This is a genomic window from Bradyrhizobium jicamae, from assembly GCF_018130215.1.
Classification (GTDB): Bacteria; Pseudomonadota; Alphaproteobacteria; order Rhizobiales; family Xanthobacteraceae; genus Bradyrhizobium; species Bradyrhizobium jicamae_A.
On sequence record NZ_JAFCKQ010000005.1, the window covers coordinates 230,680 to 254,309 of the forward strand.

Annotated in this window: 23 protein-coding genes; 19 read left to right on the forward strand and 4 right to left on the reverse strand. The window is 65.5% G+C overall.

Features of this window, described 5'->3' with window-relative positions:
• Positions 1–47: 47 nt before the first annotated feature.
• Positions 48–1,106 (reverse strand): polysaccharide deacetylase family protein, encoded by a 1,059-nt coding sequence (locus tag JQ586_RS09800; RefSeq protein ID WP_212394318.1) that lies wholly within the window; start codon positions 1,104–1,106, stop codon positions 48–50.
• A gap of 168 nt (positions 1,107–1,274) precedes the next feature.
• Here JQ586_RS09800 and JQ586_RS09805 point away from each other — a divergent pair, with 168 nt between their 5' ends.
• The 10 genes from JQ586_RS09805 to phoB all read left to right on the forward strand — a co-directional run bounded on the left by JQ586_RS09805 (position 1,275) and on the right by phoB (position 11,424).
• Complete coding sequence (locus tag JQ586_RS09805; RefSeq protein ID WP_212394319.1) at positions 1,275–2,669, forward strand: OmpA family protein; 1,395 nt, start codon at positions 1,275–1,277, stop codon at positions 2,667–2,669.
• 2 nt (positions 2,670–2,671) lie between these two features.
• The gene (locus JQ586_RS09810; RefSeq protein ID WP_212394320.1) at positions 2,672–2,968 is read left to right on the forward strand and encodes a hypothetical protein; all 297 of its coding nucleotides are present in this window, start codon (positions 2,672–2,674) and stop codon (positions 2,966–2,968) included.
• Positions 2,969–3,301: 333 nt separating this feature from the next.
• The gene (locus tag JQ586_RS09815) at positions 3,302–4,357 is read left to right on the forward strand and encodes a lysylphosphatidylglycerol synthase domain-containing protein (protein ID WP_212394321.1); all 1,056 of its coding nucleotides are present in this window, start codon (positions 3,302–3,304) and stop codon (positions 4,355–4,357) included.
• Between the two features lie 83 nt (positions 4,358–4,440).
• Positions 4,441–5,739, forward strand: coding sequence for an ATP-binding protein (locus JQ586_RS09820; protein WP_212394322.1), 1,299 nt, complete (start codon positions 4,441–4,443; stop codon positions 5,737–5,739).
• Positions 5,740–5,878: 139 nt separating this feature from the next.
• On the forward strand, positions 5,879–6,889 hold the full coding sequence (gene pstS, locus JQ586_RS09825) for a phosphate ABC transporter substrate-binding protein PstS (RefSeq protein ID WP_212394323.1): 1,011 nt from the start codon (positions 5,879–5,881) through the stop codon (positions 6,887–6,889).
• A gap of 224 nt (positions 6,890–7,113) precedes the next feature.
• Positions 7,114–8,112 carry a phosphate ABC transporter permease subunit PstC gene (pstC, locus tag JQ586_RS09830; RefSeq protein WP_212394324.1) on the forward strand — a complete coding sequence of 333 codons (999 nt, stop codon included), beginning with the start codon at positions 7,114–7,116 and terminating at the stop codon, positions 8,110–8,112.
• A 4-nt stretch (positions 8,113–8,116) separates the two neighbouring features.
• Positions 8,117–8,962 (forward strand): phosphate ABC transporter permease PstA, encoded by an 846-nt coding sequence (gene pstA, locus JQ586_RS09835; protein WP_212394325.1) that lies wholly within the window; start codon positions 8,117–8,119, stop codon positions 8,960–8,962.
• Positions 8,959–9,777: a phosphate ABC transporter ATP-binding protein PstB gene (gene pstB, locus JQ586_RS09840; protein WP_212394326.1), complete on the forward strand. Its 819-nt coding sequence runs from the start codon at positions 8,959–8,961 to the stop codon at positions 9,775–9,777. Before pstA ends, pstB begins: the two co-directional genes overlap by 4 nt.
• Positions 9,778–9,879: 102 nt before the next feature.
• Positions 9,880–10,599, forward strand: coding sequence for a phosphate signaling complex protein PhoU (gene phoU, locus JQ586_RS09845; RefSeq protein WP_212394327.1), 720 nt, complete (start codon positions 9,880–9,882; stop codon positions 10,597–10,599).
• A gap of 114 nt (positions 10,600–10,713) precedes the next feature.
• A complete protein-coding gene (gene phoB / locus JQ586_RS09850) occupies positions 10,714–11,424 on the forward strand; it encodes a phosphate regulon transcriptional regulator PhoB (protein ID WP_029079895.1) in 711 nt (236 codons plus the stop codon).
• A gap of 134 nt (positions 11,425–11,558) precedes the next feature.
• Here phoB and JQ586_RS09855 read toward each other — a convergent pair whose 3' ends face one another.
• Complete coding sequence (locus JQ586_RS09855) at positions 11,559–12,071, reverse strand: GcrA family cell cycle regulator (RefSeq protein WP_212394328.1); 513 nt, start codon at positions 12,069–12,071, stop codon at positions 11,559–11,561.
• Between the two features lie 484 nt (positions 12,072–12,555).
• On the opposite strand from JQ586_RS09855, the gene JQ586_RS09860 reads away from it, so the two are divergent.
• The 3 genes from JQ586_RS09860 to JQ586_RS09870 all read left to right on the forward strand — a co-directional run bounded on the left by JQ586_RS09860 (position 12,556) and on the right by JQ586_RS09870 (position 15,770).
• Complete coding sequence (locus tag JQ586_RS09860; RefSeq protein WP_212394329.1) at positions 12,556–13,761, forward strand: aspartate aminotransferase family protein; 1,206 nt, start codon at positions 12,556–12,558, stop codon at positions 13,759–13,761.
• Positions 13,761–14,687 carry an ornithine carbamoyltransferase gene (argF, locus tag JQ586_RS09865; protein ID WP_212394330.1) on the forward strand — a complete coding sequence of 309 codons (927 nt, stop codon included), beginning with the start codon at positions 13,761–13,763 and terminating at the stop codon, positions 14,685–14,687. The genes JQ586_RS09860 and argF overlap by 1 nt, the downstream gene beginning before the upstream one ends.
• A gap of 81 nt (positions 14,688–14,768) precedes the next feature.
• The gene (locus tag JQ586_RS09870; protein WP_212394331.1) at positions 14,769–15,770 is read left to right on the forward strand and encodes an Hsp33 family molecular chaperone; all 1,002 of its coding nucleotides are present in this window, start codon (positions 14,769–14,771) and stop codon (positions 15,768–15,770) included.
• Positions 15,771–15,866: 96 nt separating this feature from the next.
• Here JQ586_RS09870 and apaG read toward each other — a convergent pair whose 3' ends face one another.
• On the reverse strand, positions 15,867–16,265 hold the full coding sequence (gene apaG / locus JQ586_RS09875; protein WP_212394332.1) for a Co2+/Mg2+ efflux protein ApaG: 399 nt from the start codon (positions 16,263–16,265) through the stop codon (positions 15,867–15,869).
• A 288-nt stretch (positions 16,266–16,553) separates the two neighbouring features.
• On the opposite strand from apaG, the gene JQ586_RS09880 reads away from it, so the two are divergent.
• The 4 genes from JQ586_RS09880 to glpK all read left to right on the forward strand — a co-directional run bounded on the left by JQ586_RS09880 (position 16,554) and on the right by glpK (position 21,278).
• Positions 16,554–17,834 (forward strand): OpgC domain-containing protein, encoded by a 1,281-nt coding sequence (locus JQ586_RS09880; protein WP_212394333.1) that lies wholly within the window; start codon positions 16,554–16,556, stop codon positions 17,832–17,834.
• Entirely contained in the window at positions 17,831–18,595 is a 765-nt protein-coding gene (locus tag JQ586_RS09885; RefSeq protein ID WP_212394334.1) for a GDSL-type esterase/lipase family protein, read from the forward strand. Before JQ586_RS09880 ends, JQ586_RS09885 begins: the two co-directional genes overlap by 4 nt.
• Before the next feature lie 14 nt (positions 18,596–18,609).
• Entirely contained in the window at positions 18,610–19,629 is a 1,020-nt protein-coding gene (locus tag JQ586_RS09890; protein ID WP_212394335.1) for an SGNH/GDSL hydrolase family protein, read from the forward strand.
• A gap of 146 nt (positions 19,630–19,775) precedes the next feature.
• A complete protein-coding gene (gene glpK, locus JQ586_RS09895) occupies positions 19,776–21,278 on the forward strand; it encodes a glycerol kinase GlpK (protein ID WP_212394336.1) in 1,503 nt (500 codons plus the stop codon).
• Between the two features lie 68 nt (positions 21,279–21,346).
• Here glpK and JQ586_RS09900 read toward each other — a convergent pair whose 3' ends face one another.
• Positions 21,347–21,619 carry a hypothetical protein gene (locus JQ586_RS09900; protein WP_212394337.1) on the reverse strand — a complete coding sequence of 91 codons (273 nt, stop codon included), beginning with the start codon at positions 21,617–21,619 and terminating at the stop codon, positions 21,347–21,349.
• Between the two features lie 151 nt (positions 21,620–21,770).
• Between JQ586_RS09900 and JQ586_RS09905 the strand changes: the two genes are divergently transcribed.
• Positions 21,771–22,364, forward strand: a complete 594-nt coding sequence (locus JQ586_RS09905; RefSeq protein WP_212394338.1) for a GNAT family N-acetyltransferase — start codon at positions 21,771–21,773, stop codon at positions 22,362–22,364.
• Positions 22,365–22,629: 265 nt separating this feature from the next.
• Positions 22,630–23,256, forward strand: coding sequence for a glutathione S-transferase family protein (locus tag JQ586_RS09910; RefSeq protein WP_212394339.1), 627 nt, complete (start codon positions 22,630–22,632; stop codon positions 23,254–23,256).
• The last annotated feature ends 374 nt before the right edge of the window (positions 23,257–23,630 follow it).

Below are 23,630 nucleotides of genomic sequence, written 5' to 3' on the forward strand. Positions count from 1 at the left end.
GAAGATGGAGGAGAGCTCCGCGCTGGCGCAATTGAAGGGAGGGAGGCCTACGCCGCGTCGATCCGGCGGAAGCCGTTCCACACTGCGGTGGCCGCGCCTGACGTCAACACCGGCAGGATGCGCGTGTCCTGGAAATTGCCGTTGAGCGAGATGCGTTGCAGCGCGGTGAGGTGATCGGCGCTCGCCGGAAACAGCATGCCGGGCCGCGTCGTGACCGCGGTCTTGAAGCCGTTCGCCCTCGCCAGCGCGAATTCGCGCGGACCGGCGGCGATGCGGTCGCCATAGGGATAGGCGAGATGCACGACCGGCCGTTGCAGTTCGTCCTCGATCCGCGCGCGGCCGGTCGCCAGCTCGAACGATGCGGTCGCCTCGCTCTGCCGCGCCAGATTGCAATGGGTGATGGTGTGCGCACCGATCGTGACCAGCGGGTCGGCGGCGAAGCTGCGCAACTCGGCCCAGGACAGGCACAGCTCGCGCGCGATGCTGGTCTCGTCGACGCCGTAGCGGATGCAGAGCGCCGAAATCTCGCGCTGCGCATCCGCTTCGCCCGGCAATGAGCGCAGCCATTCGTGCATGCGGTCGAACGCCGCCTGCCCGGCTAGCGCTGTCGACGTGTCGAGCCGGGTCACGGTGCCGCCGATCGGCACTTCGATCGCTTGGGTCCTGGCGATCACGCGCTCCAGCGCGATCCACCACAGCCGGCCGCGTCCTTCGGCGAAATCGCTCGCGACATAGACGGTCAGCGGCGCGTCGAACTCGCGCATCACCGGCAGCGCGAAATCGCGGTTGTCGCGATAGCCGTCGTCGAAGGTGAAGCAGGCGAAGCGCCGCGCGAAATCCTTCGCGGTGAGGCGGCGGTGCGCTTCGTCCAGGCTGACGATGTCGACGTCGAGGGTGCGCAAATGCGAAAGCGTCGCGCGCAGGAAATCCGGCTCGACTTCGAGATGGTGGTTCGGCTGGAACGCATCGTCGCGCCGCGGGCGGACGTGGTGCAGCATGAAGATGGCGCCGACGCCGGCGAGGATCGGCCGCAACAGCAGATGCGCACCCGAATAGTACAGCGCCTCCAGCCCGGCGCGGATGAAGGTGTTGCGAAGATGTTTCATGAGGGCGCGGGCCGGCCGATTTGCATTCCGGCCTGAACTTAGCGAAAGACCATTGAAGAAACTGTTAGCCCAACCCGATGGGGCGCCTCTGCCATGTAGCGTGATTTGGGGTTTGACAGTCAGCCAAGGGTTTGTTTTCTCTCTGGTTCCGGACCCGCAGGACCCTGAATGCACGGACTTTTCAAGTGGAGCAGCAAATGGTGGCCTGGCGTGATTCCGCTGGTCATCCTTTGGGGGTTGGCGGCGTGGTCGAGCACGGCGAAGGTCGAGGGCGATCTTGCTGTGCGCGCTAATGCCGCACTCAAGGACACGGTTCTCGACAAGCGCAGGATCAGCGTCGACGGACGCGACGTGACCTTTGCCGCCAATGCGTTCTCCGAAGGCGGCCGCAGCAGCGCGGTGACGTCGGTCGAAGCGGTGTCCGGCGTGCGGCTGGTCAACGACGAGACCCGCCTCGTTGCCGAGGCCAAGCCCTATGTCTGGTCCGCCGAGCGCGACGTCGTCCGCGTGACGCTCGGCGGCAATTCGCCGTTGCCGTCGAGCAAGGGCAAGCTGATGGAGGCCGCAAAGGCCAGTCTCGGCGGTGTCGAGGTGGTGGATCAGATGGGGCTCGCCCGCGGCGCGCCGCCGCGCTTCGACGCCGCCGCGCTGCTGCTGCTCGACCAGATCGGCAAGCTGAAGGACGGCAAGATCACGCTGACCGGCACCCAGGTGAATCTCGCCGGCATGGCGCGCGATCTCGGCGGCCGCGAGGCGATCGCGGCGGCCCTGAAGAACCTGCCTGAGGGCTATTCGGTCGCCGCCAACGACATCGAGGCGCCGCCCTATGTCTTCCAGGCCTACAAGGATCCGGTCGCGGTGACGCTGACGCTGACCGGCTATGTGCCCGACAACAACGTGCACGCCGCGCTGGTCGCCGCCGCGGGCCGCAAGTTCTTCAGCGAGAAGGTGGTCGACAATCTCAAGGCCAGCGTCGGCGCACCCTCGGGCTTTGCGGCCGCCGTGGTGCCGGCGCTCGGTGCGCTGTCGCGGCTGTCGACCGGCACGCTCGTGGTGTCCGATCGCGAGGTGAAGCTGTCGGGCGATGCGCTGTACGACGCTGCGGCCGGCCAGATCCGGGGCGGGCTCGGCAAGGATTTTCCGCAAGGCTGGCAGTACAAGGCCGAGATCTCGGTCAAGCCGGCATCGGCGCCGGTCGATCCGACCGTGTGCCAGCAGCTGTTCTCCGAGATCCTGTCGAAGGGCAAGATCCGCTTCGAATCCGGCAAGTCCGAGATCGTGGCCGATTCCGCCGGCCTGCTCGACCGGCTGATCGAGACCGCGATGCGCTGCCCGAGCGCCACGATCGAGATCGCGGGCCACACCGACTCCGACGGTGATGAAGCCGCCAACCAGACGCTGTCGGAAAAGCGCGCGCAGGCGGTGATGGACGACCTGGTCCGTGCCGGGCTACCGCCGGACCGCTTCATACCGGTCGGCTATGGCAGCACGCAGCCGATCGCAGGCAATGACACCGAGGACGGCAAGGCGCAGAACCGGCGCATCGAATTCGTGGTGAAGTAGCGATGGCAGCGCTTGCGACATTCTTCTGGGGCTGGCTGCTGGGGGCGCTGCTGCTCGGGTTCTGCATGGGCTGGATCGCCGTGGTGCACCGCGCGCAGGGCGTCTCGAAGGTCTGGATGCGCTGGCTTGCGCTGCTCGCGGCCGCCCTGGTCGCCGCGTCGTTGACGAAGGTGGTGCCCGGCCGCTTCGGCTACTGGCTCGACCTCTTCCTGATGATGTTCGCGCTCTACCTCTTTGGCTGCGCGATCGGCTCCTGGCTCCGCGACTGGGTGGTCTCGCGCAGCAAGCCTGCAAGCTGATGCCGTCCGCGCGGGCTCCAGCCGGCGGAATGAAGTCCTGACCCTGCCGACCTGCCGCCACGCCGTCACCGTATTTTCCCGGTTTGACGTTCAGGCCGCACAATGGGCTATCTGACGCAGGCCGGCAGCAAGGCCTTGTCCGTGTGACGGGAAATGCCCAAATTTGTGCATCTTCCGTCATGAAGCATGCCTAATATCTTGAAGATGCGCGTTTTATTGTCACGGGACGAATTCCACTCCGGCCCAAAACGCGCTAATGGGGGCAGGGAACAGCGAAGCGTCGGCGGGGTTCGCCCGAGAGCCGCCGTCGCGGGATCGCAATTCGAGGTCTAGATGCTGGAAGCAATACGCAGGGCGATCGCGTTTCTGCGCCAGAAACAGGTCCTGCATAAGCTTGGTGTTGTGATCAGCATCACCGTCATCGGCATCGCCTGCTACGTCCTCTATCACATGCTGCGCGGCATCGATGCCAATGAGGTGATCGAAGCGATCAAGAGCACCGAGCCGCGGCAGATCGCGCTGGCGGCGCTGTTCGTCGCTGCGGGCTATTTCACCCTGACCTTCTACGACCTTTTCGCGGTGCGGGCGATCGGCCACGCTCATGTGCCCTATCGCATCAACGCGCTCGCGGCGTTCACGTCCTATTCGATCGGCCACAATGTCGGCGCCAGTGTCTTCACCGGCGGCGCGGTGCGCTACCGGATCTATTCGGCCTGGGGGCTGAACGCGATCGACGTCGCCAAGATCTGCTTCCTCGCCGGGCTGACCTTCTGGCTCGGCAACGCCGCGGTGCTCGGCCTCGGCATCGCCTATCACCCGGAGGCGGCCGCCAATATCGACCAGCTGCCGCCCTGGCTCAATCGCGGGCTCGCCTTTGCGATCATCATCGCGCTGGTCGCCTATGTGGTCTGGGTCTGGACCCAGCCGCGGGTGGTCGGCCGTGGTCCCTGGACGGTGACCCTGCCGGGTGGGCCACTGACCTTGCTGCAGGTCGCCATCGGCATCGTCGACCTCGGCTTCTGCGCGCTCGCGATGTATGTGCTGGTGCCGGATGAGCCCAATCTCGGCTTCGTCGTGGTCGCCGTCATCTTCGTGTCGGCGACCCTGCTCGGTTTCGCCAGCCATTCCCCCGGCGGCCTCGGCGTGTTCGACGCCGCGATGCTGGTCGGCCTCTGGCAGATGGACCGCGAGGACCTGCTCGGCGGCATGCTGCTGTTCCGCCTGCTCTACTATATTGCGCCCTTTGTCATATCTGTAATCTTGCTGACGTTTCGGGAGGTTATTCTCGGCGCCCGACTCAAACGGCTGCCGCAGGCTGATTCGGGTCCCCACGCAGAGCCGCAGCACGAGGCGGTGTATGTCCGCAAGCGTGGCGAGCCCGGCGTCTGACGAAACGGCGAGCTGCCTCGTTGCGCGAGGCCGATCGGGCCTGGCTTGAGGCAGGCATCAACGACGGGAAGAAAGCCGCCGCGATGGCAATTGACGATTCTCCCTCATCCATTTTCTCGCCGTGGCCGGACCGGCTGCGTCACGCGGCGATCATCCTGCTGGCCGCAGCCCTTGCGCTGAGCGTGGTGGTCGCGCTCGGCGAATTGTCGCTGGTGCGGGCCTGCGCGGTGTTCGCCTGCATCGCAGCCGCGGCGCTGGTGCCGTGGCGCCTGCATGACGCGGCGACCTCGCGCGAGGACGTCCGCGGCGTCAACCCGGTCGAGACTGCGGCCGTCAGCGCCGTTGTCTCCGGCATGCCTGACCCTGCCGTGCTGCTCGATCGCGCCGGCCGCGTCATCCACCTGAACAGCGCGGCGGCCCAGCTCGCCCCGGCGCTGCGCAAGAACGAGCTGGCGCAGTTTGCCCTGCGTTCGCCCGAGATCATCACCGCGCTGCGCGAGGCGATCGCGACCACCGAGCCGCGCCGCGCCACCTATACCGACCACGTCCCGGTCGATCGCTGGATGGAGCTGGTCATCACCCCGGTTCCGGTGCCGACCCTGTTCGGCGGCACCGACAAGTGCATGCTGATGACCTTCCACGACCAGACGCCGCTGCGCCGGGTCGAGGAGATGCGGGCCGACTTCGTCGCCAATGCAAGCCACGAGCTGCGCACCCCGCTCGCGGCGCTGTCCGGCTTCATCGATACGCTGCAGGGGCCGGCGCGCGACGACGCGCGGGCGCGCGAGCGCTTCCTCGGCATCATGCACACCCAGGCCACCCGCATGGCGCGCCTGATCGACGATCTGCTGTCGCTGTCGCGGGTCGAGCTCTCGGCCCATGTGCGGCCCGAGGCCTCGATCGACATCGTGCCGATCATCCGCCAGGTGGTCGACGGGCTCGAGGCGCTGGCGACCGAGCGACAGGTCGAGATCGAGCTCGACCTGCCGGCCACGGCGGTCACGATCGCCGGCGACCGCGAGGAGCTGCTGCGCCTGTTCGAGAACCTGATCGAGAATGCACTCAAATACGGCGCATCGGGCGGGCGCGTCATTGTGTCGCTCAGCCAGACCGCGCCAGGCGACCCGAGCCCCGAAATTCGGGTCATGGTGCGCGATTTCGGCCCCGGCATCGCCCCGGAACACCTGCCGCGGCTGACCGAGCGCTTCTACCGGGTGGACGTCGGCGACAGCCGCAACCAGGGCGGAACCGGCCTCGGATTATCGTTGGTGAAACATATTCTTAACCGTCACCGGGGCCGTCTTTTGATCGAAAGCGTGCCGAAAAACGGCGCCACTTTTACCGCCTGTTTTCCCCGCCGGAAGACCGTGATATCCAACTAAAGTCGAACGATTTCAGCTGTTTAGCGCTGTCATCTGACTGTCATCTAACCTTCGTAAAAGCAGCACCGACCGCTCCTAGATGGACCGGCGTGAGCGCGATCGGGCGCATTTGGCGCTTCGCTCACTAAAGGAGATCAGCATGAATTTCGTAAAGGCAATCTGCGCCGCCGGCGTGCTGGCGGTGTCGACGCCCGCTTTCGCAGCCGACATCACGGGCGCGGGATCGACCTTCATCTTCCCCGTCCTGTCGAAGTGGGCCGACGCCTACAAGAAGGAATCCGGCAATGGCGTGAACTACCAGTCGATTGGCTCCGGCGCCGGCATCAAGCAGATCCAGGCCAACACCGTGACATTCGGCGCGACCGATGCTCCGCTGAAGGCCGAGCAGCTCCAGAAGGATGGCCTCGCCCAGTGGCCGATGATCATGGGCGCGATCGTTCCGGTCGTGAACATCGAGGGCGTCAAGCCCGGTGAACTCGTGCTCGACGGTCAGACCATGGGCGAGATCTTCCTCGGCAAGATCACCAAGTGGGATGATGCCGCGATCAAGAAGCTCAATCCGAACGTCAAGCTGCCGTCGGACGCGATCGCCGTTGTGCACCGCGCCGACGGTTCGGGCACCACGTTCAACTTCACCGACTACCTGTCCAAGGTCAGCGCGGACTGGAAGAGCAAGGTCGGTTCGGGCACGGCCGTCGAATGGCCGGTCGGCGTCGGCGCCAAGGGCAACGAGGGCGTTGCTGGCAACATCGGCCAGACCAAGAACTCGATCGGCTATGTCGAGTATGCCTACGCCAAGCAGAACAAGCTGACCTACACCGCGCTGGTCAACAAGGCCGGCAAGACCATCCAGCCGAGCAACGAGTCGTTCCAGGCTGCGGCCTCGAATGCCGACTGGACCAATGCTCCGGGCTACTACCTGATCCTCACCGACCAGCCCGGCGACAAGTCCTGGCCGATCGTCGCGTCGACCTTCGTGCTGATGCACAAGGAAGCGTCCGACAAGGCGGCGTCGCAGGAAGCCCTCAAGTTCTTCAAGTACGCTTTCGAAAAGGGCGCCAAGTCGGCTGAGGAGCTCGACTACATCCCGATGCCGGACTCGGTCATCAAGCTGATCGAGAAGACCTGGAATGCCGACATCAAGAGCTGAGTGCTCGCCTCGGGTGTGAATCTGCCCCTCTCCCTTCCCCGAAGGGAGGGGGGACTTTCACATCACCGGTTGAGGTTTTCGACGCCACGGCCGCTCGCAGGCGTTCCCTCACGCTCTGCCGGGCCTGCCGAATTCCAGCCCCCACATCGGGGTGGAAGATCAACGGGCGCAGACCCATCGCGTCCGGCAAAACGTAAAGCAGACAGGGGATTGGCGTGGTAGATATGGCCGTTCAAAGCGACACGAGCAACGTGATCGACGCACTCGGACCCTACGACCGCGCCAAGGCCTTGAGCGCTTTCAAGGCCGGCGATCTCACCTTCTATTGGATCACGCGGATTTCCGCGATCTCGGTGCTGGTGATCCTGGGCGGCATCATCATCTCCCTCATCATCGGCGCCTGGCCCGCGATGCGCGAATACGGCTTCGCCTTCCTGTGGACGCAGCGCTGGGCGCCCTCGGCCGATCCGCCGGTGCTCGGAGCGCTCGGCCCGGTCTACGGCACCCTGATCACTTCCTTCATCGCGATGCTGATCGCAATTCCGGTCGGGCTCGGCATCGCCGTGTTCCTGACCGAGCTGTGCCCGCAATTGCTGCGCCGCCCGATCGGCATCGCAATCGAACTGCTCGCCGGCATCCCCTCGATCATCTACGGCATGTGGGGATTCTTCGTGCTCGGTCCGTTCCTCGCCAACACCTTCCAGCCGTTCATGATCAGGATCTTCGACGGCGTGCCGGTGCTCGACGCGGTGTTCGCGGGACCGCCCTCCTATCTCAGCCTGTTCAACGCCGCGCTGATCCTCGCGATCATGGTGCTGCCCTTCATCACCGCGATTTCGGTCGACGTGTTCAAGACCGTGCCGCCGGTCCTGAAGGAAGCCGCCTACGGCATGGGCTGCACCACCTGGGAGGTCGTCCGCAACGTGGTGATCCCCTACACCAGGGTCGGCGTGATCGGCGGCGTCATGCTGGCGCTCGGCCGCGCGCTCGGCGAAACCATGGCGGTGACCTTCATCATCGGCAACTCGTTCCGCATCTCCTCCTCGATTTTCGCGCCGGGCACCACGATCTCGGCCGCGATCGCCTCCGAATTCGCCGAGAGCGACGGCCTGCATCAGTCCGGCCTGATCCTGCTCGGCCTGCTGCTGTTCGTGCTGACCTTCTTCGTGCTGGCCGGGGCGCGGCTGATGCTGCTGCGGCTGGAAAAGAAGGCGGGGAAGTGACGCCATGAACCCGATCTACAAGTCGCGCCGTCGCAACGACATCATCGTCCGGCTGCTTTGCGTCGGGGCCGCGCTGTTCGGCGTCACCTGGCTTGCGCTGATCCTGGCGACCCTGCTCTACAACGGCGTCGCCGGCCTCAGCGTGCAGCTCTTCACCCAGAACACGCCGCCGCCCGGCTCGAGCGAAGGCGGGCTCCTGAACGCCATCGTCGGCTCGGTCATCATGACCGTGATCGGGGTCGGCATCGGCGCACCGCTCGGCCTGTTCGCCGGCACCTACCTCGCCGAGTACGGCCGGCACGACAAGCTGACCTCGGTGATCCGCTTCATCAACGACATCCTGCTCAGCGCGCCCTCGATCATCATCGGCCTGTTCATCTATGGCGCCGTGGTGGTGCCGATGCGCGGCTTCTCGGCCATCGCAGGCGCGCTTGCGCTCGCCGTGATCGTCATTCCAGTGGTGCTGCGCACCACCGAGGACATGCTGCTGCTGGTGCCCAATCCGCTGCGCGAGGCCGCGTCCGCGCTGGGCCTGCCGCGCTCGCTGGTGATCAAGCGGATCGCCTACCGGGCTGCCCGATCGGGCCTGATCACCGGCGTGCTGCTGGCGACCGCCCGCGTCGCCGGCGAAACCGCGCCGCTATTGTTCACCGCGCTGTCGAACCAGTTCTTCAGCCTGAGCCTGACCAAGACGATGGCCAACCTGCCGGTGACCATCAACAACTTCGTGCAAAGCCCCTACGCCTACTGGAAAGAGCTGGCCTGGAGCGGTGCACTGCTGATCACCATCACCGTGCTCGCGCTCAACATCGGCGCACGCATCCTTGGTGCCGAAAGGGCCGCAAAATGACCGAGCTTTCCGTTTCGACAACCGCCGCCGGCCACGTTCCGCAGGTTCCCCTGCCGGAAGCGCCGCCGAAGGTCACGGTACGCAACCTCAACTTCTATTACGGCGAGCACCACGCGCTGAAGAACATCAACCTGACGCTCGGCACCAACCGCGTCACGGCGTTCATCGGCCCGTCGGGCTGCGGCAAGTCCACGCTGCTGCGCATCTTCAACCGGATGTATGACCTCTATCCTGGCCAGCGCGCCGTTGGGCAATTGATGCTGGACCAGACCAACATCCTCGATCCCAGGCTCGACCTCAATCTGCTGCGCGCGCGGGTCGGCATGGTGTTCCAGAAGCCGACGCCGTTCCCGATGACGATCTACGAGAACATCGCCTTCGGCATCCGCCTCTACGAGAAGATATCGAAGTCCGAGATGGACGACCGCGTCGAGAAGGCGCTGCGCGGCGGCGCGCTGTGGAACGAGGTCAAGGACAAGCTGAACGCTTCGGGCCTCTCGCTCTCCGGCGGCCAGCAGCAGCGCCTGTGCATCGCGCGCACGGTGGCGGTGCGGCCCGAGGTGATCCTGTTCGACGAGCCCTGCTCGGCGCTCGATCCGATCTCGACCGCCAAGGTCGAGGAGCTGATCCAGGAGCTGTCCGAGGACTACACGATCGCGATCGTCACCCACAACATGCAGCAGGCTGCCCGCGTCTCCGACAAGACCGCCTTCATGTATCTCGGCGAGCTGATCGAGTTCGACGACACCAACAAGATCTTCACCTCGCCGAGCGATCGACGCACCCAGGACTACATTACCGGCCGGTTCGGCTAGAGCACGATACGGGAAACCGGAGAGCGGTTTTTCGATGGGATCACGACCAAACGGGGAATGAATCATGATCCGGCATGGATCATGATTGAAGGAGACCAAGCGATGGGTTCTGAACATACCGCCAAGGCATTCGACAGCGACCTGCAGGAACTCACCCGCCTGGTCGCCGAGATGGGCGGCCTCGTCGAGCGCATGATCACCGAATCCGTCGATGCACTGATCCGCCGCGACGTCGCGCTCGGCAAGCGCGTCGTCGCCGCCGATATCGAGATCGACAATCTGCAGCGCGTGATCGAGGAGCGTGCGGTGCTGACCATTGCGCGCCGCCAGCCGATGGCGATCGACCTGCGCGAGATCGTGGGCGCGATGCGCGTTGCGACCGATCTGGAGCGTATCGGCGATCTCGCCAAGAACATGGGCAAGCGCGTCGCGGCGCTGGAGAGCGATTTCCAGCCGCTCAAGCTGATCCGCGGCCTCGAGCACATGACGGACCTGGTGCTGTCGCAGGTCAAGTCGGTGCTCGACGCCTATGCCGCGCACGATCTGCCGGCGGCGATGAATGTCTGGAAGGGCGACGAGGAGGTCGACGCGATCTGCACCTCGCTGTTCCGCGAGCTGCTCACCTACATGATGGAGGATCCGCGCAACATCTCGTTCTGCATCCATCTGATGTTCTGTGCCAAGAACATCGAGCGGATCGGCGACCATGCCACGAACATCGCCGAGACCGTGTTCTACATGATCGAAGGGCAGCAGATCACGGACAAGCGCCCGAAGGGCGACATGACCAATTTTGCCACGACTGTGCCGGGTAACACATAACTGAGAGCATGATCCGGAAAAGTGGGGACCGGTTTTCCGAGCAGGATCATGCTCAAGTGAGATCAGCGTTCGGTTCGCGTCTGGACAACTGAACAAGAGAGAGAACTTAAACCGATGAGCGCACGCATTCTGGTGGTCGAAGACGAGGAAGCGCTGACAACGCTGTTGCGCTACAACCTCGACGCCGAAGGCTATGATGTCGAGACCGTCGGGCGCGGCGACGACGCCGATACCCGGCTGAAGGAGCGCATTCCCGATCTCGTGGTGCTGGACTGGATGCTGCCGGGCCTGTCCGGCATCGAGCTGTGCCGCCGCCTGCGGGCACGGCCGGAGACCAAGCAACTGCCGATCATCATGCTGACCGCGCGTGGCGAGGAGAGCGAGCGGGTGCGCGGCCTCGCGACCGGCGCCGACGATTACATCGTCAAGCCGTTCTCGGTGCCGGAGTTGCTGGCGCGGGTGAAGGGCCTGCTCCGGCGCGCCAGCCCGGAGCGGCTCGCGACCGTGCTGACCTATGGCGACATCGAGCTCGACCGCGAGAAGCGACGCGTGGCGCGGTCGGGCCGCCCGATCGATCTCGGACCGACCGAGTATCGCCTGCTCGAGTTCTTCCTCGAGCATCCCGGTCGCGTCTTCAGCCGCGAGCAACTGCTCGATAGCGTCTGGGGCCGCGACATCTACATCGACGAGCGGACCGTCGACGTGCATATCGGCCGCCTGCGCAAGCTGCTCAATCCGGGCCGCGAGCAGGACCCGATCCGCACCGTGCGCGGCGCCGGCTACGCGCTCGACGATCGCTTTGCCAAGGCCGAGCCGCAGCCGTAGGGCAGCCTGCTCGCGATACGTATCCATACGACGTCGTCCCGGCGAAAGCCGGGACGACGTCCACTGATTGGCCAGGCCACAGCGGCATAAAAAAATCCCCGCTTTCGCGGGGATTTTGCTTTCGAAATCCGACCTTATCGCGTCGGCGGCTTGGTCGAGGGCCGGCGGCGATCGGCGGCCGGCTGGTAGGCGACGCGGGAATGATGCGCGCAATAGGGCAGGCCGGAGAGCGCCTTGCCGCCGCAGAAGAAGAATTCCGGGCTCGAGGGATCGCCGACCGGCCAGTGGCAGGTGGCCTCGTTCAGCTCGAGCAGCGACAGCCGCTGGCTCATCGGCACCACATTGTCAAAGGCGATCGGATCCGGCTCGAGCTCGACCTCGAAGGCATGGGCCAGCGCGGTGTTGCCGCGCGATACCGGGCGCGCCACCCGCATCATGTGCTGCGCCGGACGCGCCTTGCGCTGGCGCGGCGCCGCCGTGGAAGGCGCCTTGGCACGGCCCGACAGCCCGAGCCGATGCACTTTGCCGATCACGGCGTTGCGCGTCACATTGCCGAGTTCCGCCGCGATCTGGCTGGCCGACAGGCCGGCCTCCCAGAGCTTCTTCAGCTGCTCGACGCGATCGTCGGACCAGGTCAATACCGTCATCGCATTCTTCCCTTCGCGTTGCGCCGGCCATTTTCGGAGCGGCGCTGCGGGCCAAGTCTGTCCAAAATCCCTGCAGTCAGAATCCCTTAGCCCTCGCCGGACGCGGTGTTGCGCCCGAACGTGTACGCGAGAACGAAGGCTACTTAGAGGGTCCAGTACCGCCGCACGAGATGTCGTACCCGACAGGCAAAACGCTACAATATGGCGTGACTCCGGCGCAAGAGTCCGCGGCAGCGCGTCCACATGTTCCCACACAGTTAAGCACTGCAATGAGGCTTTTCCACCGCACCGGAATGCTACGGATTGCGTATGTTTCGCAGCGCAGGAAGGTCGCGTCGTGACGATTGACACGGACCGGCCGCAGCATAGAATGCCCTTACGTGCCGCCTGAAAAGGCGGCACGTTTTGTTTTCCGAAGCTGGCTGTTGTCGCGCCGGCATCAAGGCGCGCGGCAATTGTCGGCCTCCAACCGTCAGTGATGGCCATGACCAACAGCGCCGCATCGCATCTGCTTCCCGTCTTCGCCAGGATCGATCTCGGCTTCGAGCGCGGCGAGGGCGCCTGGCTGATCGCAACCAACGGCGATCGCTATCTCGACTTCACCTCGGGCGTTGCGGTGAACGCGCTCGGGCACGCGCACCCGCATCTGGTCAAGGCGTTGCAGGAGCAGGCGACGAAGCTCTGGCACATGTCGAACCTGTTCAAGAGCCCGGACGGCGAGGTACTGGCCGCGCGCCTCTGCGAGCAGAGCTTCGCGGACCTGGTGTTCTTCTGCAATTCCGGCGCGGAAGCGATGGAGGGCGTGATCAAGCTGGTCCGCCATCATCACTTCTCCAAGGGCCATGGCGAGCGCTACCGCATCATCACCTTCGAGGGCGCCTTCCACGGCCGCACGCTGGGCACGCTCGCCGCCACCGGCTCGGCGAAATATCTCGAGGGCTTCGGCCCGCCGATGGACGGCTTCGACCAGGTGCCGCATGGCGACATCGAGGCGGTGAAGAAGGCGATCGGCCCGCACACCGCGGGCATCCTGATCGAGCCGGTGCAGGGCGAGGGCGGCGTGCGCGGCGCGCCGCAATCCTTCTTCAAGGCGCTGCGCCAGCTCTGTGACGAGCACGGCCTGCTGCTCGCCTTCGACGAGGTGCAGACCGGCATGGGACGCACCGGCGAGCTGTTTGCCTACAAGCGCGTCGGCGTCACGCCCGACGTGATGTCGCTGGCGAAGGCGCTTGGCGGCGGGTTCCCGATCGGCGCGGTGCTGGCGACCGCAGACGCGGCGAAGGGCATGGCGCCCGGCTCGCACGGCTCGACCTTCGGCGGCAATCCGCTGGCGGTCGCCGCGGCCAATGCCGTGCTCGATGTCATGCTCAAGCCCGGCTTCTTCGATCATGTGCAGAAGATGTCGCTGCTGCTCAAGCAGAAGCTCGCCTCCGTCGTCGACCGCTATCCGTCGGTGCTCTCGGAAGTGCGCGGCGAGGGCCTTCTGATCGGCGTCAAGGCCGTGGTGCCCTCGGGCGATCTCGTCACCGCGCTGCGGGGCGAGAAGCTGCTCACCGTCGGCGCCGGCGACAACGTCGTGCGTTTCCTGGCGCCCCTGATCGTCACCGAGACCGAGATCGACGAGTCGATCGGCAGTCTCGAGCGTGCCTGCGCGAAACTGGCGGCACAGCCGCAGAAGGCGGCGGGGTGATGAGCAAACCTGTCCGCCATTTCCTCGATATCAACGAATTGCCGCTTGCCGAGCTGCGCAACATGCTGTCGGCCGGCGCCGCCATGAAGGCGGCGCGGAAGGCGCATGAGAAGGCCACGCAGCCGCTCGAAGGCAAGACGCTGGCGATGATCTTCGAGCGACCGTCGACCCGTACGCGGGTATCATTCGACGTCGGCATGCGCCAGCTCGGCGGAGAATCGATCATGCTGACCGGCGCCGAGATGCAACTCGGCCGCGGCGAGACCATCGCCGACACTGCGCGGGTGCTGTCGCGCTATGTCGATGCGATCATGATCCGCATCCTCAATCACGACGCGCTGCTCGAGCTTGCCGCGCACGCCACCGTGCCCGTCATCAACGGGCTGACGCGCCGTTCGCATCCCTGCCAGGTGATGGCCGACCTGATGACCTTCGAGGAAAATCGCGGCTCGATCGAGGGCAAGACGGTGGCCTGGACCGGCGACGACAACAACGTGCTGGCCTCCTGGGCCCACGCCGCCGAGCGCTTCAAGTTCAACCTCAACATCGCAACGCCGCCGGAGCTTGCGCCGAAGAAGCCGATGCGCGACTGGATCAAGGCGACCAATGCGCCGATCGTGCTCGGCACCGATCCGGAGGCCGCGGTGCGCGGCGCGGACTGCGTCGTCACCGACACCTGGGTGTCGATGGGCGACAAGGAGGGCGAGCATCGTCACAACGTGCTGCGGCCCTACCAGGTCAACGCCAAGCTGATGTCACTCGCCAGGCCCGACGCGCTGTTCATGCACTGCCTGCCGGCGCATCGCGGCGAGGAGGTCACCGACGAGGTGATCGACGGCCCGCAATCCGTCGTGTTCGACGAGGCCGAGAACCGCCTGCATGCGCAAAAGGGCATTCTGGCCTGGTGTTTCAACGCGGTCGCGTAGGCGCCAATGCCGTCGCCGGGACGACGATCTCTCGTCGAGTGAACCCTTTATTTCATGCTCCGAGACCCCAGATAGAGCGCCATGGTTTCACAATCCCCCGACATCAAAATCACGGCCGAGGCGCCCGTTCGCGCGCCGTCGGCGGTTCCGGTTGACGACGCCGTGCTGGCCTTCGAGGTCGGCGCGCTGGACCTGCGCGGCCGGCTGACCCGGCTCGGCCCCGCCCTCGACGAGATCCTGCACAAGCACGATTATCCACCGCCGGTCGGCAAGCTGCTCGGCGAGGCCATCGTGCTGACGACGCTGCTCGGCTCGTCCGTCAAGTTCGAAGGCCGCTTCATCCTGCAGACCCGCACCGACGGTCCGGTGTCGCTCCTGATCGTCGATTTCCAGGCTCCCGACCGGCTGCGCGCCTATGCGCGCTACGACGCCTCGCGCCTCAAGCCCGGCCAGACCTCGGGCGAACTGCTCGGCAAGGGCCACCTGGCGATGACCATCGACCAGGGCTCGAACACCAGCCGCTACCAGGGCCTGGTCTCGCTCGACGGTGGCAGCCTGGAAGAGGCGGCGCATGAATATTTCCTGCGCTCCGAGCAGATCCCGACGCGGGTGCGGCTTGCGGTCGGCGAGGAGATGCGCGGCGGCGAGGGCGGCAAGCTGCACTGGCGCGCCGGCGGCATCATGCTGCAATTCCTGCCGAAGGCGCCGGAGCGCGCCAAGCAGGCCGATCTGCATCCGGGCGACGCGCCCGAGGGCACGGTCGCGCATGAGGTGCCGGATGACGACGCCTGGGTCGAGGGACAATCGCTGATCTCGACCGTCGAGGATGTCGAGCTGATCGATCCCGATCTCTCCGGCGAGCGGCTGCTCTACCGCCTGTTCCACGAGCGCGGCGTCCGCGTCTTCACCCCGCAGCCGCTGCGCGCGCAGTGCTCCTGCTCGCGCGATGCGGTGTCCGCGATGCTCAAGAGCTTCGCCCCGCAGGACCGCGCCGACATGGTCAAGGACGGCAAGGTGGTCGTCACCTGCGAGTTCTGCTCGTCGGTCTACGAATTCACCCCGCAAGACGCGGGCGTGGAGTAGGCGCCGGTCACCTTTGCCCGGATGGAAATCCGCGACGGTCCAGCCGTCGATGGTCCTGCCCCGGATTGTGCTGCGCTTGATCCGGCTACGCGGCAGTCAGTTCAAGACCCTCTTCCCGTCCGGACTCGGGCTGTCCAGCGAGAACGTCGGCACGTCGATCTCGAAACGCTCGCCCGTTTCGCTCACCATCTGGTAGCGGCCGGTCATGAAGCCGGAGGCGGTCGGTAGCGGCACGCCGGAGGTGTATTCATAGCGCTCGCCGGGCGCCAGCACCGGCTGCTCGCCGATCACACCTTCGCCGCGCACCTCCTGGCGGCGGCCGGTGGCGTCGGTGATGATCCAGTGCCGGGTGCGCAACTGCACCGTCTCGGGGCCCGAATTGGTGATCACGATCGTGTAGGACCAGAAATATTCACCCCGCTCCGTCGACGAGCGATCCGGCATGAAGTTCGGCTCGACGGTGACTTCGATCTGGCGGGTAACTGCGCGGTACATTCGGCTTCTTCCGATGGTCTTGGAGCATGATCCGGAGCGCCGCGCCGGTGCAAACCGTGCGCGGCTTTCCGGGAGGTCACACTCGAACGGTCCCCCATCATATCGAATTGGCGCGCAGGAACCAATCGATTGCCGGGCGGCGCAAAGGTCGTGCCATCGCGGTTTCAACATAGTTCCGGCCTAAAGCGCGACGGCGTGCCGCCGCTTTCAGCGCTTTGTCCGCAGGTCGTGGGCCGATATTATCGTTAATCCAACCGGCGCGGCATCCCGCGGCCGACACGGTGTTTGATGAACTCGATTGCCGATCCCATAGCCGGCGCGCCCGCTGATGCCAAGGCGTCGAAAACCGAGGCAGCGAAGACCGAGGCGACGAAGGCCAAGGCGGCTGCGCTGGCGATCACGCTGCCGGCGGCCGGCGAGCGCGAGCTGCGGCTCGACCTGTTTCGCGGGCTCGCGCTGTGGCTGATCTTCATCGATCATCTGCCGCCCAACCTTTTGACCTGGCTGACGATCCGCAACTACGGCTTCTCCGACGCCACCGAGATCTTCATCTTCATCTCCGGCTACACCGCAGCCTTCGTCTATGGCCGCGCGATGCTGGAATCCGGCTTCGTGATCGCGACCGCGCGGATCCTGCGCCGGGTCTGGCAGATCTATGTCGCGCATGTCTTCCTGTTCACGATCTTCCTCGCCGAGATCTCCTATGTCGCGACCTCGTTCGAGAACCCGCTCTACACCGAAGAGATGGGGATCATGGACTTCCTCAAGCAGCCCGACGTCACCATCGTCCAGGCGCTGCTGCTGCGCTTCCGTCCGGTCAACATGGACGTGCTGCCGCTCTACATCGTGCTGATGCTGTTCCTGCCTGTCATCCTGTGGCTGATGAAATGGAAGCCCGACGTTACGCTCGGCCTGTCGGTGCTGCTCTATGCGCTGACGTGGCAGTTCGATCTCTATCTGTCGGCCTATCCGAACGGCTTCTGGGCGTTCAACCCGTTCGCCTGGCAGCTGCTGTTCGTGTTCGGAGCCTGGTGCGCGCTCGGCGGGGCACGCCGGATGACGCGCATCCTGGCGTCGAACATCACGATGTGGATCTGCATCGTCTACCTGGTCGCGGCGTTCTTCGTGACGCTGACCTGGTACGTGCCGCAACTCGGCCACATCATGCCCAAGCGGATCGAGCAGTGGATGTATCCGATCAGCAAGACCGACCTGGACGTGCTGCGCTTCGCGCATTTCCTGGCGCTCGCCGCGCTGACCGTGCGCGTCCTGCCCCGGGATTGGCCGGGGTTGAAATCGCCCTGGCTGCGGCCATTGATCCTGTGTGGCCAGCATTCGCTTGAGATATTCTGCCTTGGTGTCTTCCTCGCCTTCGCCGGACATTTCGTGCTTGCCGAGGTGTCTGGCGGGGCCGCGCTGCACGCCCTGATCAGCGTCTGCGGCATCCTGATCATGTGGGGCATGGCGTGGATCATTTCGTGGTACAAGCACTCCGCCGACAAAAACGCCTCGCGAACGAAAGGCGCCGGCGGCAACGCCGATCTGGCGGGAGGGGGAGGGGGAGCATGACGTCCCCGCGGACAGTGCTTGGCCTGACGCTTCTTGCAGCCTTGCTGGCGGCCGCGCCCGCCCGCGCCGAAGAGGCCGCCCCGCCGCAGCAGCCCTGCGACGTTCCGGCCTATCTGCTCGCCAGCGACAGTTCGCTCCCGAAGGTCACGGAAGCGGTCAGGGGCGGGCAGCCGCTCGACGTGCTCGTGGTTGGCAGCCGCTCCTCGACGATCCCGCAGAACGAGGCCAGCGCCTATCCGGCCAAGCTGCTGGCGGCGCTGAAGGAGAAGCTGCCGGCGGCGACGGTCAATCTATCCGTAGAAATACAGGCCAAAACCACCGCGGAAGAGACCTCCGGGACCCTGGTCAAGCTTGTCGAGGCGAAAAAGCCGACTTTGGTCATCTGGCAGACCGGCACGGTCGATGCTATGCGATCGGTCGATCCCGACGATTTCCGCACCGCTGTCGACGACGGAGTTGTTGCGCTGCGGAACGCCGGGACGGACGTGGTTCTGGTGAATTTGCAATACAGCCCACGCACCGAGACGATGATTTCTGCGCCGCCCTATCTCGATATTTTGCGGGCGGTGGCACAGCAGCACGACGTTCCGCTGTTCGACCGGTTTGCGATCATGCGGCAATGGAATGATGCGGGATATTTCGACCTGTTCAGCACCTCGCACGGTGTCGAACTGGCCAAGCAAGTTCATGCCTGTCTCGGCAGCGCGCTATCGAAATTCGTGATCGATGCGGCCCATCTGGGCCCGGTGCAGCAGAATTAGAGGAAGTTGAGTTGATGCGTTGTGCCGTCCCTTTTCGCCGAACCATCTGGCGAAGCGTGTCCGCCGTTGCCGCAATCGTGCTGCTGAGCGCAGCGCCGCTGCAGGCGCAGACCGCGCAGCCGGATCAGCATGCGGCGCTGTCGGCCGGCGCGAAGGCCGAGGCCGCCACCAGATCCGATGCAGCAAAATCTGATGCCGCAACGCCGGCAGCGGCAGCTGGCGATCAGGCCGCGCCGCAGGCGCCGGGTCTCACCGCGCGCGCAATCGACAAGGTCAAGCAGGTCGCGAAATCCGCCGGCGACATCTTCCATCGCGTGCCATGTCTGGCGCCCAAGGGCGTGCCGAACTCGACCGGCTCGCTGCCGCATGTCGCCGCCAAGCTCGCGGAGGGCAGGCCCGTCGTCATCGTCGCGTTCGGGTCGTCCTCGACCCAGGGCTACGGCTCGTCGGCGCCGGAGTTCACTTATCCGAACCGGCTCGCCGCGCAGTTGCGCCGCCAGTATCCCACCGCCGACATCTCCGTGCTCAATCGGGGCAAGGGCGGCGACGATGCGCCCGAGATGATGAAGCGGCTGCAGTCGGAGGTGCTCGACGTCCACCCTGACATGGTGATCTGGCAGGTCGGCACCAATGCGGTGTTGCGCAACCTCGATCAGACCGAGACCGAGAAAGAGGTCGCGGACGGCGTCGCGCGCATCCAGGCCGGCGGCTCCGACGTCGTGCTGGTCGATCCGCAATACTCCCCGCGGGTCACTGAGCGTCCCGAGAGCGCGCGCGGCATGGTCAAGCTGCTCGGCCGCATCGCAGCGCTTCGCCATGTCGGCATCTTCCCGCGCTTCGAGGTGATGCGCGACTGGCACGAGAAGCAGGCGATCCCGATCAACGATTTCGTCATCGCCGACGGCCTGCACATGAACGACTGGGGCTACGCCTGCTTCGCCCAGCTGCTCGGTGACGACATCATCCGCTCGGTCGGCCAGGTCAAGCTCGGCGTCAACGTCCCCGCGGAGACGCGGACCTACCGGCCGATGTGATCTCTCCACTTGCTCGTCACGGCCGGGCCAGGCCCAGACATGACGGCGGAAGACTGAGCCGCGCCCAAGCTTGACGTTGCCGCGGTAATCCGCTCCTTTGGCCCCGGACACAATCAAGTCAGGGACGAAGCTTCAAGGAAACGCTCATGTCTTTCGTGCTGGCCATCGATCAAGGCACCACGTCGTCGCGCGCCATGGTGTTCCGCAGCGACATCTCCATCGCAGCGGTCGCGCAACAGGAATTCCCGCAGCATTTCCCGGCCTCCGGCTGGGTCGAGCACGAGCCGGATGACATCTGGACCTCGACCGTCATGGTGTGCCGTGACGCGCTGGAGAGGGCCGGCCTGAAGGCGAAGGACATCGCCGCGATCGGCATCACCAACCAGCGCGAGACCACCGTGGTGTGGGACCGCGCCACCGGACAGGCCGTGCACCGCGCCATCGTCTGGCAGGACCGCCGCACCGCCGATATCTGCGCGAAACTGAAGGCAGAAGGCCACGAGCCGGCGATCTCGGCCAAGACAGGCCTGATCATCGATCCCTATTTCTCGGGCACCAAAGTCGCATGGATCCTCGATCACGTGCCGGGCGCGCGCGAGCGGGCCGATCGCGGCGAACTGCTGTTCGGCACCGTCGATTGCTACCTCCTGTGGCGGCTGACCGGCGGCAAGGTGCACGCGACGGATGCGACCAACGCCTCGCGCACGCTGCTGTTCAACATCCACACCGGCGAGTGGGACGACGAACTGGTCAAATTGCTGCGCGTGCCGCGCTCGATGCTCCCCGAGGTGAAGGATTCCTCCGCTCGCTTCGGCGAGAGCACGGCGGATCTGTTCGGCGGCCCGATCGCGATCTCGGGCATCGCCGGCGACCAGCAGGCCGCGATCATCGGCCAGGCCTGCTTCGAACCCGGCATGATGAAGTCGACCTACGGCACCGGCTGCTTCGCGCTGCTCAACACCGGCACGACGCCGGTTGCCTCGAAGCACAAGCTGCTCACCACGATCGCCTATCAGCTGGGTGGTCAGCGCACCTACGCGCTCGAAGGCTCGATCTTCGTGGCGGGCAGCGCGGTGCAGTGGCTGCGCGACGGGCTGGGCATCATCAAGCAGGCCGCGGAGACCGGGCCGCTTGCCGACAAGTCCGACAGCATGCAGAGCGTCTATCTGGTGCCGGCCTTCGTCGGCATGGGCGCGCCGCACTGGAATCCGCGCGTGCGCGGCGCGCTGTTCGGTCTCACCCGCAACACCGGTCCGGCCGAGCTTGCGCACGCGACCCTGGAGAGCGTCTGCTACCAGACCTTCGATCTCTGGGCCGCGATGCGCACCGACTGGCCGGAGGCCAACGCCGCCAACACCGTGCTGCGCGTCGATGGCGGCATGACGGCCTCCGACTGGACCATGCAGCGCCTCGCCGACCTGCTCGACGCGCCGGTCGACCGTCCGATGATCCAGGAGACCACGGCGCTGGGCGCGGCCTATCTCGCCGGCCTCAACGCCGACGTCTACCCGGAGCCGGCGAAATTCGCCGACAACTGGCGGCTCGAACGCCGCTTCAAGCCGGCCATGAGCCAGGCCACCCGCGATCGCAAGCTCGCCGGCTGGGCCCGCGCCGTGAAGGGCGTGCTGGCGAGCGACGAGGGGGAGTAGCCGCGCCGGTCGCGCGGCAGAACTCGCTGCCTGCAAGCGGGAGAGGGAGGCAAGGCAGCTCGCACGCCTTACTTCTCCTGCTGCTCCTGCAAATCAATCATCAGCCGCAGCACGTCGTCGCTGAGCTTGCCGTTCGGTGACTGCGTGCGCCGCTGCGTGGCCTCGACGGGGCGCGAATGCCGCGGCAGGACCGGCACGGGCGTGCCGTCCGGCATTTCCCCGGCATCGTCGACCTCGCCGGCCGCCGAGGCATAACCGACCCCGCGCCGGCGCCGGGTTTTCTGCGGTTCTGGCGGCGGTGGCGAATAGATGATCGGCGGCAGCGCATGATGGCGCGACACGGTGGTTGCTCCCGGTGGCCTCCGCTCATGGAGCCGCTGATTCGCCGAAACGGCCACTGACAAATCGGTAATGTTGTTACACCGCGTTGCATTGCATCCGCCGTGCGGCACGAGGATATTTCCAATCGGCAATCGAAACAGAGATCGCGCGATGATACTGCCCGACGGCTATTCCGACGTCCCCACAGGCAAGATCGCCGCCGTCGTCACGCATCTGGAGATGACGTCGCCGCCGCCGCGGCGAGACGATCCGCCCGGCGCATGGCGCCTGCGCAAGGCGGAGACGCCTAAGCTCGACTGGTACCGCGATCTCTACCGCCGCGTCGGCGAGGAGTGGCTGTGGTTTTCGCGCGCGCGAATGAGCGATGCCGAACTCGCTGCGCGCATTCATGCGCCTGACGTCGAGGTCTACGCACTCGTCGTTCACGGCAACGACGAAGGCCTGCTCGAGCTTGATTTCAGCGAGGCCGGTAACTGCGAGTTGGTCTATTTCGGCGTCACCGCCAGTCTCGTCAGCACCGGCGCCGGCCGCTATCTGATGAACCGTGCGATGGAGCTTGCGTGGCGAGGCGGCGTGCAACGTGTCTGGGTGCACACCTGCACCTTCGACCATCCGTCGGCCGTCGCGTTCTATCAGCGCTCGGGCTTTCGTGCGTTCCGGCGGCAGATCGAGATTGCGGATGACCCGCGGCTCGACGGCACCGCGCCGCGGGATACGGCGCGGCACGTGCCGGCGATTGAGTGAAACGACACGATCCGGTGGTGGGTCCCTGCTTTCGCAGGGACGACCGCGAGTGGTAGCCGGCGTCCAGCCCCGGCGGCGCGTGGCAAGGGCCGACGGAGCTGGCGGGACGCAAGGCTCCATCGGAATGACCTCGCCTGTTGCAACGTGGCGCAGCCCATCTAGGATGGTGCAAAGCGCAACCTGTGACCCGGCGTCGCCGTTCCTCCTCGAAAGCCCCGGCTTTCGCAGGTGACGGCGCGCCGCGGCATGACCGACGAGATGACAGATGTTCCTGATCGGCCAATACGACTCGCCCTTCGTACGCCGTACCGCGATCGCGATGCGGCTCTACGGCTTCAACTTCCAGCACAAGCCGTGGTCGACCTTCGGCGATGCCGGGCTGATCGCGCCGTACAACCCGTTGCGGCGGGTGCCGACGCTGGTGCTCGACGGCAATGAGGCGATCATCGATTCGGCTGCGATCCTCGACTATCTCGACGAGACCGTCGGGCCCGAGCGCGCCATGCTGCCGCCCAGGGGCGCGGAGCGGCGCCATCAGCTTCGCATCTGCGCGATCGCGACCGGGCTCGGCGACAAGTCGGTCAGCCTCGTCTACGAGAGCGTACTGCGCAAGGAGCAGCTCAAGCTCTGGGTCGATCGCTGCGAGGCGCAGATATCAGCCGCACTCGATGCGCTGGAGAAGGAGCGGGACGCGATCAAGACGCCCTATCTGTTCGGCGAGCGCATCGGCCATTCCGACATCGCGGTGGCCTGCGCGCTGCGTTTCACCGGTGAAGCACATCCGCATCTGTTCGACGATCGCTATGCCGCGCTGAAGGCCCATGCCGCGCATTGCGAGGCGCTGCCGGCGTTCAAGGAGATCGTCCAGCCATTGGCGCCGCCGAAGGGTTAGGGCGACCGCGCCCTGGCACTGATTTGCCCGACGGCGCAAGCCCCCACCGCAAAAATATTTCGGTTTATCGTAACGACAAATCAGTGTATAGATTTTTCCGTCTCACCCGCTCGAGGGGCGCTTCGCGATCGTCACGAACGTTGCGGTGGGATGCGGTGGACGTTGCGTGCGTGACTGACGAGAGCGCATGTAGCGGACGGCGAAATCGTGCAGGCCTGACGCCCTGGTGGCAGGTGTCCTCTCGTGAAGCGTGCGAAAGCATCTTTGCGAAAGCGGTGACAAAAAAGCCCAGTCTCGCCGGGGAGAGCACGTATAAGCCGTAACCCATCGCGCAGGGAAAGCCGGGTTGTTCCCGGTTACACCTGTGGTCCTAC